Origin of the sequence: Tabrizicola sp. (assembly GCF_016792905.1) — a bacterium.
Classification (GTDB): Bacteria; Pseudomonadota; Alphaproteobacteria; order Rhodobacterales; family Rhodobacteraceae; genus Tabrizicola.
Window position 1 is genome coordinate 114,170 of record NZ_JAEULP010000088.1, and the last position, 13,922, is coordinate 128,091.

At 66.7% G+C, this 13,922-nt stretch carries 12 protein-coding genes; 9 read left to right on the forward strand and 3 right to left on the reverse strand.

Features of this window, described 5'->3' with window-relative positions:
- Positions 1-106: 106 nt before the first annotated feature.
- The 8 genes from JNL31_RS18410 (at position 107) to JNL31_RS18445 (ending at position 9,425) form a co-directional block, all read left to right on the forward strand.
- Positions 107-1,732, forward strand: coding sequence for an ATP-binding protein (locus tag JNL31_RS18410; RefSeq protein WP_294976558.1), 1,626 nt, complete (start codon positions 107-109; stop codon positions 1,730-1,732).
- Between the two features lie 87 nt (positions 1,733-1,819).
- A complete protein-coding gene (locus JNL31_RS18415; RefSeq protein WP_294976560.1) occupies positions 1,820-3,256 on the forward strand; it encodes an amidase in 1,437 nt (478 codons plus the stop codon).
- Between the two features lie 77 nt (positions 3,257-3,333).
- Positions 3,334-4,398, forward strand: coding sequence for an ABC transporter ATP-binding protein (locus JNL31_RS18420; RefSeq protein ID WP_294976563.1), 1,065 nt, complete (start codon positions 3,334-3,336; stop codon positions 4,396-4,398).
- Positions 4,398-5,306 carry an ABC transporter permease gene (locus tag JNL31_RS18425; protein WP_294976566.1) on the forward strand — a complete coding sequence of 303 codons (909 nt, stop codon included), beginning with the start codon at positions 4,398-4,400 and terminating at the stop codon, positions 5,304-5,306. Before JNL31_RS18420 ends, JNL31_RS18425 begins: the two co-directional genes overlap by 1 nt.
- Positions 5,299-6,105, forward strand: a complete 807-nt coding sequence (locus JNL31_RS18430; protein WP_294976569.1) for an ABC transporter permease — start codon at positions 5,299-5,301, stop codon at positions 6,103-6,105. The genes JNL31_RS18425 and JNL31_RS18430 overlap by 8 nt, the downstream gene beginning before the upstream one ends.
- A gap of 46 nt (positions 6,106-6,151) precedes the next feature.
- Positions 6,152-7,177, forward strand: coding sequence for an extracellular solute-binding protein (locus tag JNL31_RS18435; RefSeq protein ID WP_294976572.1), 1,026 nt, complete (start codon positions 6,152-6,154; stop codon positions 7,175-7,177).
- 88 nt (positions 7,178-7,265) lie between these two features.
- Positions 7,266-8,690 carry an amidase gene (locus tag JNL31_RS18440; RefSeq protein ID WP_294976575.1) on the forward strand — a complete coding sequence of 475 codons (1,425 nt, stop codon included), beginning with the start codon at positions 7,266-7,268 and terminating at the stop codon, positions 8,688-8,690.
- A 24-nt stretch (positions 8,691-8,714) separates the two neighbouring features.
- Positions 8,715-9,425 (forward strand): acylneuraminate cytidylyltransferase family protein, encoded by a 711-nt coding sequence (locus JNL31_RS18445; protein ID WP_294976577.1) that lies wholly within the window; start codon positions 8,715-8,717, stop codon positions 9,423-9,425.
- On the opposite strand, the gene JNL31_RS18450 is transcribed toward JNL31_RS18445, so the two are convergent.
- From JNL31_RS18450 to neuC, 3 genes are read right to left on the reverse strand one after another with little or no spacing between them, the layout of a single operon-like run.
- Positions 9,415-10,689, reverse strand: a complete 1,275-nt coding sequence (locus JNL31_RS18450) for a glycosyltransferase N-terminal domain-containing protein (protein ID WP_294976580.1) — start codon at positions 10,687-10,689, stop codon at positions 9,415-9,417. The genes JNL31_RS18445 and JNL31_RS18450 overlap by 11 nt on opposite strands.
- The gene (locus JNL31_RS18455) at positions 10,686-11,933 is read right to left on the reverse strand and encodes a glycosyltransferase N-terminal domain-containing protein (protein WP_294976582.1); all 1,248 of its coding nucleotides are present in this window, start codon (positions 11,931-11,933) and stop codon (positions 10,686-10,688) included. Before JNL31_RS18455 ends, JNL31_RS18450 begins: the two co-directional genes overlap by 4 nt.
- The gene (gene neuC / locus JNL31_RS18460) at positions 11,926-13,041 is read right to left on the reverse strand and encodes a UDP-N-acetylglucosamine 2-epimerase (RefSeq protein ID WP_294976584.1); all 1,116 of its coding nucleotides are present in this window, start codon (positions 13,039-13,041) and stop codon (positions 11,926-11,928) included. Before neuC ends, JNL31_RS18455 begins: the two co-directional genes overlap by 8 nt.
- Before the next feature lie 131 nt (positions 13,042-13,172).
- Here neuC and JNL31_RS18465 point away from each other — a divergent pair, with 131 nt between their 5' ends.
- Positions 13,173-13,919, forward strand: coding sequence for a hypothetical protein (locus JNL31_RS18465; protein WP_294976586.1), 747 nt, complete (start codon positions 13,173-13,175; stop codon positions 13,917-13,919).
- Positions 13,920-13,922: the final 3 nt, after the last annotated feature.

Sequence of the window (13,922 nt, forward strand, 5' to 3'; positions counted from 1 at the left end):
GCCATGGGGCTACTGTCGGCCCCAAGATTCATTCGGTTGGTGTGCGCAGTTGATGGCTTCCCTCGCTTCCCTGTCCAGGTCAGAAGGGGAACAGCGGCGCGAAGAATTGCAGCGCCAGTACCGCATCCTGCGCAGCGAGTTTGTCCCCCGCATCCTTCTGGTCGCCTTCGGCTACGCGATCTGCTCAATCTATGTGAGCCTGATATTGTTGGCGGCTCTGTTCCTGGTCGAGCTGGTTGGCGAGTTCATCTCTCAAGGACTGTTGCGCGGGCTTGACCCGACAAGATCGCCCGTCCGCTACCGGGCCTTCCTTCTGTCGCTGGTACCGATGGAGGCATCGCTCGTCACCGCTGCCGGGCTCTTGTGGATGCATGACGACCCCTATGCCAAGGCGATCGCCATCGCCATCACCATGACAGCGCTTCTTCACCTGTGCTCGGTCCGGTCGATCCACCTCGCGCTTGGGATGATCGGCATGGCAACGGTTGCGACCGTGGCGCTGGTGTTCAACACACTGCACTGGGTTGGCCTTGGCAACTGGACCGGGCTGGCGGTTTCAACGGTCACGGCGCTCGTCGGGCTAGGCTATGCGGCCATCGCCATGGTGTCGAACAACCGCCTGCACCGGACCGGAGACGAGGCCGCTGCAACGGCGCGAGCGGCGAATGAGGCGAAGGGGCGGTTCCTCGCGCAGATCAGCCATGAGCTGCGGACCCCTTTGAACGCGGTCATCGGATTGAGCGAGATTGAGGCGGCAGCGGCGACGGGTGCGTCGCGGAAGCGGCTGCGGACGGTCGTGACCTCGGCCCGTGACCTTGCGGTGATGCTGGATGACGCGGTCGACTATTCGGCCATCACCGAAGGGCGGGTCACGGTCACGCCGCGGCCGGTTTCGGTGCCCGCCGAGCTTTTGGGCAATCTCCTGGCCTTCGAGTTGCAGGCCCGCAAACAGGGCCGCGATCTTGTGGTCACGGTCGACGCGAATATGCCCGATGTCCTCATGATCGACGGGCAGCGGGTCCGGCAATGTCTTGGCAACATGATCGGCAATGCGCTGAAGCACACTTCGCACGGGCCGGTCGCAGTGCAGGTCCGCCATGCGAAAGGTCGCCTGGTGATCGACGTGGCCGACGAGGGCCCGGGCATCCCGCAGGAATCGCACGAGAAGGTTTTTGAGCCGTTCTATCGCGGGTCGAGCGGGACGCCAGGCGTCGGCCTGGGACTGGCGATCAGCCGGGCCGTTGCGCGGCAGATGGCGGGCGACCTCGTCGTCGTGCCCTCGGTCCGTGGTGCGACCTTCCGGCTGACGGTCCAGGCACCCGAGGCCGAAGCCGCGACCGAGCGCAAGGGCGCCGCCGATTTCCGCAATACGACGATTCTTGTCGTGGACGACATCTCCACGAACCGGATGGTGGCCGCGCAGCTTCTGGTGGCGACCGGGGCGCGAGTGATCGAGGCTTCGGGCGGCCCGGAAGCGCTGGCGCGGCTGGCCCAGGGCGGGATAGACGCGGTCCTTCTGGACCTGATGATGCCGGACATGGACGGACGCGAGACTCTGCGCCGGATCCGGGCGGCGCATGGACGGAGTGTGCCGGTGGTGGCAATGACGGCGGATGTCCTTTCAATTCATGGCGAGGACGACCTGAGTTCGGCCCTGGACGGGTTCCTGCCGAAGCCGATCCTGCCAGAAACGCTGCGCGACGTGCTGGGTTCCGTGCTGACCCGGGGTTGACCGATAGCGGCAAGCCATGTCGGTTGCGGGCATGACGGGGGCTTCGGACAGACGGCAGTCTGAAGATGTCAGCAGGGAGAGGCCGGAATGATCGGAGATCTTGGCGCAGCCGACGCAACCGAACTGGCGGCAATGGTCGCACGCCGCGAATTATCGCCAAGTGAACTGCTGGATGCGGCGCTGGCTGCGGTCGAGGCGCGAAATCCTGCGATCAACGCGGTGGTGCTGGTGCAGGAGGGCGTGGCGCGGAAGGCGATTGCCGAGGGCCTGCCGCCGGGACCCTTCCGGGGGGTGCCGTTCCTGATCAAGGACCTGGGCTGCGAGGCGAAGGATTTCCCGTCGCACAACGGCTCGCGCCTGTTCGCGAACACGGTTTACCCCGGCGATTCCGCGATCTTCGAGCGGATCAGGGCGACGGGGGTCGTGACTTTCGGGCGCACGACCAGCCCCGAGGGCGGGGTTGGTACGGTGACGGAAGCGGCGGTCTACGGCGGGCCGACACGGAACCCGTGGAACCTTGACCATACCTCCGGCGGGTCCTCCGGGGGGGCGGGGGCGGCGGTGGCGGCGGGGATCGTCGCCATGGCGCATGGGTCCGACGGGGGCGGGTCGGTGCGGATACCGGCCTCGTCCTGCGGGCTGTTCGGGTTCAAGCCGACGCGGGCGCGGCTGCCGGACGGGCCTTATGCGGGCGAAGGCTGGGCGGGCATGGCGATCGACGGGTTCCTGACGCGGTCGGTCCGCGACACGGCGGTGATGCTGGACGCCTGCGCGGGGCCGGACCTGGGCGCACCCTATGTAGCGCCGCCGCTCCACCATGGCCATGCGGCAGCGATCAGTCGTCCGCCGCGCCGGTTGCGGGTGGCGATCTGCGACACCACGCTGACCGGCGCACCGATCCATCCCGAGGTGGCCGAGGCGGTACGGGCCGCCGGGCGCCTGCTGGAATCGCTTGGCCATGCGATCGAACCGGCGCGGCCCGACGCGGATGTGCCGATGATGATGCGGGCCTGGACGGACATCGTCGGTGTCGGCACGGCCCTGTCGATCCGGTCGAAACTGGGCGACCGTGCTCCGCGCGCAGAGGAGGTGGAGGGCGTCAGCCGGGGCGCCTGGGCACATGCGCAGGGGCTGCATCCGACACGCTACCTGCAGGCGGTCGGCGAGATCCACGCCTTTGGCCGCCAGATGGCCGGGTTCTTCGACCGGGGGCCGGATGTGCTGCTGACGGCCACGCTGGCCGAGCCGCCGGCCAGGGTCGGTCGCTTCACGCCGACGACCGAGGACTATGTCGCCTATCGCACCGGCCCGCAGGGCATCTTCGCCTACTCGCCGTTCTGCGCCGCGTTCAACGCCAGCGGCCAGCCCGCCGCCTCGCTGCCTCTCGGCTGGTCCTCGGACGGGTTGCCGATCGGCGTCCATCTGGCGGCAGGCTATGGCGAGGATGAGCTTCTGATCAGTCTCTGCGCAGAAGTCGAGCGCGCGGCCCCCTGGACGGCAAAGCGCGCACCCGTGGCGGGGTGACGCGGAAGGAATCGCTTGTCAGCGCAGAATTGCTCGGATCAATATGATCAAATATGGGGAGTCGAAGGGGGACGACCGTGGCCGATGAGGTGACGATCTCTGCCCGGAATGTCGTGAAGGCCTTCGGGCAGGGCGCAGCTACGGTGCGGGCGCTGGACGACGTTTCGGTGGACATCCGGCGGGGAGAGTTCTTCACGCTTCTGGGGCCCTCGGGCTGCGGCAAGACCACGCTTCTGCGGCTGATCGCGGGCTTCGAGATGCCGACCGACGGCACGATCCTCTTGGACGGGACCGACATCACCACGCTGCCGCCGAACCGGCGGCCGGTGAACACGGTGTTCCAGAGCTATGCGCTGTTTCCGCACCTGACGGTGGCGCAGAACATCGCCTTCGGGCTGGAGATGCTGGGTAAGCCCGCTGCGGAAGTGAAGACGCGGACGGCGCAAATGCTGGCGCTGGTCAAGCTCGACGCGATGGCGGGGCGCAAGACCAGCCAGCTTTCGGGCGGGCAGCAGCAGCGGGTGGCACTGGCCCGCGCTCTGGCGCCGCAGCCGAAGGTGCTCTTGCTCGACGAGCCGCTGAGCGCACTGGACCTGAAGCTGCGCAAGGAGATGCAGATCGAGCTGAAGCGGTTGCAGCTGGAGACCGGCATCACCTTCATCTTCGTCACCCATGACCAGGAAGAAGCCCTGACCATGTCCGACCGCATCGCGGTGATGAGTGCGGGCAAGATCCAGCAGGTCGGCACGGCGAAGGACATCTACATCCACCCGAAGAACCGCTTCGTCGCCAGCTTCATCGGCGAAACCAACTTCCTGACCGGCGCCGCCGAAGACAGCACGCTGCGCCTTGGCACCGGGGAACGGATCGACGTGCCGGGTCTGCGGGCGGGTGGAAGCGCAACCGTCAGCGTGCGACCGGAGCAGTTGCGTCTCGGCAAGGCGGAAGACGGCGGGTTGCAGGCCAAGGTCAGGACGCTGGTCTATTTCGGCACCGACACGCATTGCCATCTTGCGCTTGCCGACGGCACCGAGGTCGTCGCGCGCCTGCAAAGCCCGGCCACGGGCGAGGCTGGTCTGTCCGAGGGGCAGGAGGTCGGCGTGAGCTTTGCCAAGGGCGCCGTGCAGCGGGTGGAGGACTGATGAGCCCCGCCGAGGAAACCGCCGTCCGGGATCAGGTGCGCAGCGCCTGGTATCTGTCGGCCCCGGCGCTTGCGGTGCTGACCCTGGCGGCGGTCGGCCCCTTGCTGATCGTGCTGGTCTATTCCTTCCTGACCCCCGGCACGCATGGCAACATCGAATGGATCTTCAGCCTGGAGGGATGGCGCGGCGTCCTCTTTGAATACGACATCTTCGACGACACGCTGAAGCTGGCCGACGGCAACCTGACGATCTTCTGGCGGTCGGTGAAACTGTCCTTCGTGACCACGGTGCTGACCTTCATCGTGGGCTTTCCGACCGCCTGGTTCATCGCGACGCGACCGACGAAGGCCCGGGCGGCCTGGCTGTTCCTGATCACCATTCCCTTCTGGACCAACCTTCTGATCCGGACCTTCGCCATCAACCAGATCATCCGCAACGAGGGCGTTCTGAACACTCTCCTTTTGAAAGCCGGGGTGATCTCGACGCCGATCCAGCTGACCTATACCGATACCGCTCTGCTGATCGGGATGGTCTATGTCTATTTGCCGCTGATGGTGCTGCCGCTCTTCGCGACCATCGACCGCTTCGACATGCGGCTTCTGGAGGCGGGCTACGACCTTTACGCAAGCCGCTGGCAGGTGCTGCGCCGGGTGATCCTGCCGATCATCAAGCCGGGGATCATCGCGGGCTCGATCCTGGTCTTCATCCCCTGCCTTGGCGCCTATGTGACCCCGCGCATCCTGGGCGGCGGCAAGAACATGATGATCGGCAACTTCATCGAGCTGCAATTCGGCCAGGGCAAGAACTGGCCGCTGGGCGCGGCGCTGTCGGTGGCGCTGCTGGTGATCGTGACCATCGCCCTCCTCGTCTATGTCCGCACCATCAGCGGGGAGCGCAAGAATGGCTAGGCGGCGTGATTTCGCGGTGAACGACCTGCCGGGCGCGACGCTGATCTCGATGCTCGTCTTCATCGGGCTTTACGCCCCGATCCTGGTCCTGATCGTTTATTCCTTCAACGCGGGCGACAGCGTGGCCAAGTGGCAGGGCTGGTCGCTGGACTGGTATCGCACCGCCTGGGCCAACGACGAGGTCAAGGCCGCGACCTGGGTCAGCCTGGTGGTCGCCACCGGGGCTGCGGTCCTGTCGACGGCGCTGGCCACGATGGCGGCCCTTGGCACGACCCGGCGACCGGCATTCCGGGGACAGACCTTCATCTACGTGATGATCAACCAGCCGCTGATGGTGCCGGAAATCGTGACGGCAGTGGCGCTGCTGCTGGTGACGGCGGCGATCAAGAAGGCCACCGGCTACAGCGGCCTTGGCTATCTGATCGTGGCCCATGCCGCCTTCTGCATTCCCTTCGCCTATCTGCCGATCCGCGCCCGGCTGGAGGGGATGGACCTGACGCTCGAAACCGCGGCCTCGGACCTGTACGCCAGCCGCTGGCAGACGTTCCGGCGCGTCACCCTGCCCCTCTTGATGCCCGGCATCCTGGCGGGGGCTATGCTGGCCTTCGTGACCTCGCTGGATGACGTGGTGATCACCGAATTCATCAAGTCGCCCGGACAGGACACGCTGCCGACCTATATGCTTGGCCAGCTGCGCCGGGCGATGAAGCCGGACGTGAACGCGATCTCGACACTTCTTCTGGCGCTGACGCTGGTGCTGCTGTCGGCGTTCTTCCTACTGACCCGAAACCGCAAGTGACCTGCGGGTGAAGCTGCAGGCAATGATCCAACTGAAGGAGACACCGATGAAGACACTGCTTGGCGCTGTTGCGCTCATGATGGCGGGAACCGCCCTCGCCCATGCCGAGGGCGAGCTGTTCCTTTACAACTGGGGCAACTACACCAGCCCCGACATGATCAAGAAGTTCGAGGACAAGTATCAGGTCAAGGTAACGATCACCGACTTCGACTCGAACGACACCGCGCTGGCCAAGGTCGAGGCGGGCGCCTCGGGCTTCGACCTCGTCGTCCCCTCGGCGGGTTTCGTCGGCATCTATGCCGAAAAGGGCCTGATCCAGAAGCTCGACCTGTCCAAGCTGCCGAACCACAAGAACATCGCCCCCGAATGGCTGGATGTCGCCTGGGATCCGGGCCGGGAATGGAGCGTTCCGTGGCAGTGGGGATCGACGGGCATGTCGGTCAACGTCAAGGACTATGCCGGTGACATCAACACCAGCGACATCTTCCTGAACCCGCCGGCCGAGCTGGAAGGCAAGATCAACGTCATCCCGGAAATGGGCGACGTGCTGGCGCTGGCGACGATGTGGGCGGGCGGCACGGTCTGCTCGGAAGACCCGGAAGTGATGAAGAAGGTCCGCGACGCCCTGCTGGCCGCGAAGCCCAAGTGGATGTCGATGGACTATTCCACCGTCGAGAAGATGATCAACCACGACTACGCCGCGACCGTCGACTGGAACGGGTCCGCGATGCGGGCGCGGCTGGGCAACCCCGACGTGGCCTATGGCTATCCGAAGGAAGGCTATGGCCTGTGGATGGACAACGTTGTGCTCTTGTCGGACGCGAAGAACGTCGACAACGCCTATCTGTTCCTCGATTTCATCATGGACCCGGAAAACGCGGCGATGCTGTCGGCCTTTGCTCGCTATGGCAACGGCATCGCCGGATCGGACGCCTTCATGCCGGAGGACATGAAAACCGCGCCCGAGATCGTGCCGCCGGCCGAATTTGCCGCCAAGGGCCAGTTCGTGACCGTCTGCACCGGCAAGGCGCTGGAGTACCAGACCGCGATCTGGACCGAACTGCAGAAGTAAGGTCCGGCCCGCCTGTCGAACCGGCGAAGCGGGAGGGTGTCGCACCCTTCCGCTTCCTGTGTTGAACATTACCGCCCGGAGGGTGCCCATGCTGGAATGGTCGGCCACGGAACTGTCTGCCGCGATCCATGCGCGGCAGGTCGCACCGTCCGAGGTGATGGCGGCCTGGCTGGCGCAGGTCCGGGCGGTGAATGGCGCGATCAATGCAGTCATCTCGCTGCGCGATCCCGACGAATTGATGGCCGAGGCACGGGAGCTGGACGACGCAGCGCCGCAGGGCTGGCTGCACGGGATTCCCCTGCCGGTCAAGGAGCTGGTGGCCACGAAAGGGTTGCGGACGACCTGGGGGTCGCCCGTCTACGCGGACAATGTGCCCGCAAAGGACGATATTCTCGCGGCACGGATGCGGGCGGCGGGGGCGATATTCCCGGCCAAGACCAACGTGCCGGAATGGGGCCAGGGATCGCATTCCTTCAACCCGATCTTTGGTGTCACCCGCAACCCCTATGAGCTGTCCCGCAGCGCGGGCGGCTCGTCCGGCGGGGCGGCGGCGGCGCTCGCCGCGCGGATGGCCTGGGTCGCGGATGGCAGCGACATGATGGGGTCGCTGCGCAATCCGGCCGGGTTCTGCAATGTCTATGGCCTGCGCCCGACCTGGGGCCTGGTGCCCGCGGATGCCGAGGGCGACACCTATCTTTCGACGCTTGCCACCGAAGGCCCGATGGCCCGGACGGTCGAGGATCTGGCGCGGCTTCTGATCGCGCAGGCGGGCGAGAACCCCGAGGTGCCCTTCCCCCGCCCGGTGCCCGACCTGCTGTCGGGGCTGGAACGGGGCGTCAAGGGGCTGCGCATCGGCTGGCTCGCCGACTGGGGCGGGGCCTATGCGATGGAGCCGGGCATCCTCGACGCTTGCGAAAGCGGCCTGAGGGTGCTGGAGGATCTGGGCGCGGTGGTCGAACCCCTGCCCCCGCCCTTCCCGGCCGAGAAGCTCTGGTCGTCCTGGGTCACGCTCAGGGCGATGCTGAATGCGGGCGGCAAGCGCGCCCTGGTCGAGGACGCCGCCAAGCGCGCATTGACCAAGTCCGAGACGCTGTGGGAGATCGAGCAGGGCATGGGGCTCTCGGCACAGGCGGTCTACGAGGCGAGCGTGATCCGCAGCCGCTGGCACGCGCATGCGGCGCGGCTCTTCCGGCGTTTCGACGCCGTGGTTCTGCCCACGGCACAAGTTTGGCCCTTCCCGGTCGACTGGCGCTGGCCGGAAGCGATCAACGGGCAGAAGATGGACACCTATCACCGCTGGATGGAGGTGGTGGTGCCTGCGAGCCTGATCGGCCTGCCCGCCCTGTCGGTGCCGGTCGGCTTTTCGCCCGAGGGGCTGCCCTCGGGAATGCAGATCATGGGACGGTCTGGCGATGATGCCGGAGTGCTTGCCATCGGCCAGGCCTACCACCGCGCGACCGAGTGGCCACAGCGGCATCCGCCACGGCTGGCCTCGCCGATCCCCTTGCGTTAAGCCTTGGCGAAACAGGAGGCCGGGATGATCCTTGGGCATATCGGGGCGCGCAAGGGCTCGAAGGGCGTGCCGGGCAAGAACTTTCGCCTGATCTGCGGCAAGCCGCTGATCGACTGGTCGCTGGACCAGCTTTTCGCCAATCCCCGGGTCGGCGCGGTCGTGGTCTCGACCGATGACGAGGCGATCCATGACCATGCCGTCCGGCGTGGCGCGCTGGAGATCGGCCTGCGCCCGGCCGAACTTGCCACCGACACTGCGCCGAAATGGGGGGTCTGGCAGCACGCGCTTGCCGCAAGCGAAGCGATCACCGGGCCGGTTTCGGCCTTTCTCGACCTCGATTGCACCTCACCGCTGCGTCTGCCGGAAGATATCGACGGAGCGCTCACACTTTACGAAACCGAACATCCAGATATGGTCATGAGCGTGTGCGAGGCGCGGAAGAATCCATATTTCAACCTTGTGGAACCGGATGCGACCGGAGCGCTGCATGTGTCAAAACCGTTGCCCGGAGGGGTCTGGGCGCGGCAGGATGCGCCGGTGGTCTACGAGCATGTCGGCATGGTCTATGTCGTTGACCCGCAATACCTGGCCCATGCAAGTACGATCTACGAAGGGCGGGTCATTCCCTATGTGCTGCCGAGCGAACGCTGCCACGACATCGACACGCCCTACGACATGCGGCTGGTCGAATTCCTGTTGTCCGAACAGCTGAAATCGGGCCTGGTCAAGGCCTGAGCAGCGGCGCAATCGCCTGCACCGTCCGCGCTGCAGCACCCGAATGTGCCGCAACGAAGCGGGTGATGGTTTCCGGTGCCGGGTCGGGCCAGTTCATCACATCGGCCACCAGTCGTTCGGCGCTGGTTTGCAGGCAGACCCCGGCGGCAATCGCCTCGACGGCCGGGTATTCGATGGTCTGGATGTGGGGCCCGACGATCACCGGGCGTCGCAGCGCCAGGGGCTCGATGATGTTGTGCGAGCCCTTCGGCTGGAACCCGCCGCCCACGACAACCCGGTCGGCCAGCGAGAGGTAGAAATACATCTCGCCAAGCGAATCTCCCAGCAGTACATCCACTGGCGCGAAATCCCTCCGGATAAAATCCGCCGTCAGGTCCACACTGCGTCGCGCCACACGGACGCCAAGCCCGTCGAGCAGCCTTGCCACGTCGTCGAAGCGCTCCGGCGCCCGCGGAATGAACAGGATCAGCGGCGGGTTTTCGGTCGCGAGGATGGCCTGGGTGGCAGACAGGAAAAGCGCCTCTTCCGGTTCCGTCACCGAAGCGAAGGCGATGATCCGGCGTGATCCGGCAAGGCCGGTGCGCAATCTTGCGCCCGCAGCCAGTTGCTCCGCCGGGATTGGCTGGTCGAAGCGCAATTCGCCCGTCACCGTGATATTGGACACCCCGACCGAAGCGAAGCGTTCCGCTTGCAGGTCCGACTTCACCAGCGCCCCGGCAAATCCGCGCATCAGGGCAGGCCGGACCCCGAACCGGGCGTCGCGCGCCATGGAGTCGGACGGATACTGCGCGTTGCACATCAAAAGCGGCACGCGAGCCTTCCGCGCGGCAAAGATCATCCGGGGCCAGATTTCGATTTCCATTACCAACCCGAGCTTTGGCCGGAAGGCGCGGAAGAAGCCGCGATAGGCCCAGGTCGTTTCGAAGGGCACCCAGACGGCGACAAGCCGACCAGAAGCGATTTCGGGGGCGAAGACACGCTCTGCCTCCCGTCGGCCGGCAGGGGTAAAATGGGTGGTGACGACCACCTCTCCCCGATCGAGCAGCGCACGCACCAGCGGCACGGCCGATCGTATCTCGCCAAGGCTCACGGCATGGATCCAGACCGCGCCGGGCAGGCGGGGCCGGTAGCGACCGAAGCGCTCGCCCAGATGCCGGGCATAGAGCGGGTCCTTGCGACCGCGTTTCCAGAGGTAGATCAGGACCACGGGCAGGCCGATATGCCAGAGGGCCGACCAGAGCCGCAGGAAGAGCCAGAGCCTCATCCCAGGCCTCCGAGCGCAAGGAGCTCGGCGGCGAGGGGCGCGAGCGCCTGCCGCGCGCGGTCAGAAAGCAGGCTGGCACGGGTGGCCATTTCGGCATGGTCGGCCAGAACCGCAGCGGCCAGCCCGTCGGCCGAAACCGGCTGCGCCGCGCCGAATTCGTGCAGTGTGGCGAAATCGGCGGCAAAGTTGGCGATCCGTGGCCCGTGCAGGATGGCAGAGCCAAGCGCCGCCGGTTCCCAGGGGTTGTGGCCTTCGGTCGGACCGAAACTGCCGCCGACAAGACAGGTCGGGCAGAGCCGATACCAAAGGCCCATCTCGCCCAAGGTATCGACAATCCAGACATCCGCCGTCGGCCCCTGCCCCGCGCTGCGCCGGGTTGCGGTCAGGCCGTGCTCTGCCGCCCGCGCCGCGATCTCGGCGCCACGGCCCGGATCACGCGGAGCGATGACGAGGAGCGGCCTGGGATGCAGCGCGCGGAAGGTTGAAAACACGACAAACTCATCCTCGGGATGCGAGGAGGCGAGGAGGATGGGGCGGAGGCCCGCCAGCGCCTCGCGCGCAGCCGAAAGCGCCTTCGGCTCGGCGGACAACGGCGGCGCGGCGGCCTTGAGCGAGCCCGTCACCCGCACCTCGGCCGCGCCAAGGTCCTGCAGGTGGCGCGCCGTCGTCGGGTCCTGCGCGGCGATCAGACAGAAGCGGGCGAGGAGATCGGAGTAGAGGCCCTTTCCTTTCACCCGCCGGGCATAGGCCGCGGCATTCATGCGCGCATTGATCAGCGCCAGCGGGATGCCGCGCGCGGATGTGGCGACAACCGCTCCGGGCCAGAGGTCCTGCTCGGCCCAGACCGAGAGGCTCGGGCGCCAATGGTCGAGAAAGCGGGTCAGGTAGGCAGGCGCATCGAGCGGCAGGAACTGGTGGAAAGTGCGGGGCGGCAGGTTCGCCGCAAAGACCTCGGCCGAGCCGCGGGTGGTGGACGTAACCAGAAACCCGGCAGCCGGTGCCTGGTCGGCCATCGCGGCGATGAGCCCACGCAGGGCGAGCGTTTCGCCAAGGCCCACGGCGTGGAGCCAGATGAGCGGTCCGTCCGGGCGGGGCAGCGAGGCTTCGCCCAGCTTCTCGCGCCAGCGGTCGGGCAACTCCTTGCCACGGGCCAGACGGCGGCGCAGCACCATCGGCGCAGCCAGGGGGATCGCCCGCGCGGCCAGGAGATAGGCCCGCAGCCCTGGTCCGGTCGGGCTAGTCACGGAACGCCTTCTGCAGGCTGAGCGTCCAGAACTCCGGCCGGGCCAGGACTTCGGCGAAGCGCCCCGCGGCCGAACCCTTGCCATAGCCCTGATGCCGTTCGGCGGGACGGCCCCAATGCGTTGCCAGGAAATCGAGGATCACGGCCCGCTCCCCCGCCTCGCAGGACACGACCGAGGGTGCCTCGGCGCGGTTGGTCTGGCGACTGCCGACGTCAAGCGACGGCAGGCCAAGGAACGGCGCCTCGCGCACCCCGGCGCTGGAGTTGCCGACCATGCAGGCGGCGTTCTTCATCAGCTCGGAAAAATGCGCGAAGCGCATCGAAGGCAGCACCCGGAAGCGGTCCTTCGGCAGGCGATCCAGCACCGCGAAGATTGCCGCACTTCCGGGGTCGTTGTTCGGCGCGATCACCACGAAGCTCCGGCCCGAGGCCTCAAGCGCGCCGAAAAGATCCGCCGCCTGCTGGCCGATCGTGTCCTGTTCGGAGGTGACAGGATGGAAGGTCGCGATGCCATAGTCGGCAAAGGCGATGTCGTAGCGTGCGCGCACGTCGTCCAGCGTGACACCGGAGGGTCTGGCGTGGAAGTCAAGCTCGGGCGAGCCAATGACGTGGATCGTCTCGGGCGGTTCCCCCAGCGCCATGACGCGGCGGGCGGCGGCCTTGGATGACACGAAGTGGTGCGTGCAGAGCTTGGTGTTGCAGTGGCGGAAGACCTCGTCGATGGTGCCGGACACCTCGCCGCCCTCGACATGGGCGGAACGGACGTAGTTGGTGGCCGCAACAAGCGCGCCCGCCAGCGCCTCGATCCGGTCGCCGTGCAGGACGATCAGGTCGGGCCTGGAGTCGCGGACATAGGCCGAGAAGCCGGTGACGGTGCGTGCCAGGATCAGGTCCTGCGGATCGCCCTCGTGCTGGTTCTCGAACTCCTCGACCGCGATGCCGGGCGTCCGGCGCACCTCGTTCCGGGTCAGGCCGTAGCGCTCCATCATATGCATCCCGGTGACGAAGAACGTCACGCGGTGCCCCGCATCGCGCGCCGCGGCAGCAAGCGGTTCCAGCTTGCCGAAATCGGCCCGTGTGCCGGTGAGGAAGAGGAGGTGGCGGGTCATTGGGCCTGGCTCTGGAAGCGTCTGCCTGTCTAACCCCCGGGGCGAACGCTGCGCAAGACTCGGTGCAGCGGGTTGTCGTATGCAGGCCGACCTCCTATCCTCGGTCGCGCACTCCAATTTCCCGGGGCCAGATGCCTATCCTCACCACCGTTCGCGCGTCCATCGGTCGCAAGCTTCGACCGCGCCGCGAGGTAGAGGTCAATTCGGGGGATGATCTGGTGGAATTCGCCCACTGGATCGAACGTCCCGCGCTGCGACTTCTCGTGCCGCCCGACCTGTTGCGGATGCAGGGCGGCTTCGTCTACGGACCCGGCCACCCGTTCGTCGCGGCACAGACCGAGGGGGCAGCGATCCTGCGCGCGTTCTATTCGACCTGCCAGCCCAAGACGATCAGCGATTATTACGGAATCGATGGTCGGGGTCGCGCAGGCGCGGACTTGCCCCCCTGGGAGATTCCCTGGTACGGCCGCAGCCAGCGCACCCCGCCGCCGGGAGAGCTGGAGCTGGGTCCCGAGCACGGCGTCAGCTTCTACGGCCCGGTGAGCGAGCGGAAGATCGGCCTGGAACTGCGGCGCCTCGATCGCCTTGCGCTTGGCATCAGGCAGAACGGTTACGACCCCGACGCTTTTGGCGATATCGAGGGCTATATCCTGGACAACGGCAGCGGGGCCGCCTTCTTCGTCCGGGGCGGCAAGCACCGCGCAGCCGTGTTGACGGCCCTGGGGCACCGCCGCATTCCGGTTGCGTTCCGCTCAAGCTGGCCGCGGCTGATCCACTCCGGCGATGCGGGCCGTTGGCCGCTCGTGCGGTCGGGGAGCATGGAAATCTCGCTGGCGAAGGATATTCTCGAAGCCTATATCCGGGGCCGGACGCAGTGACGG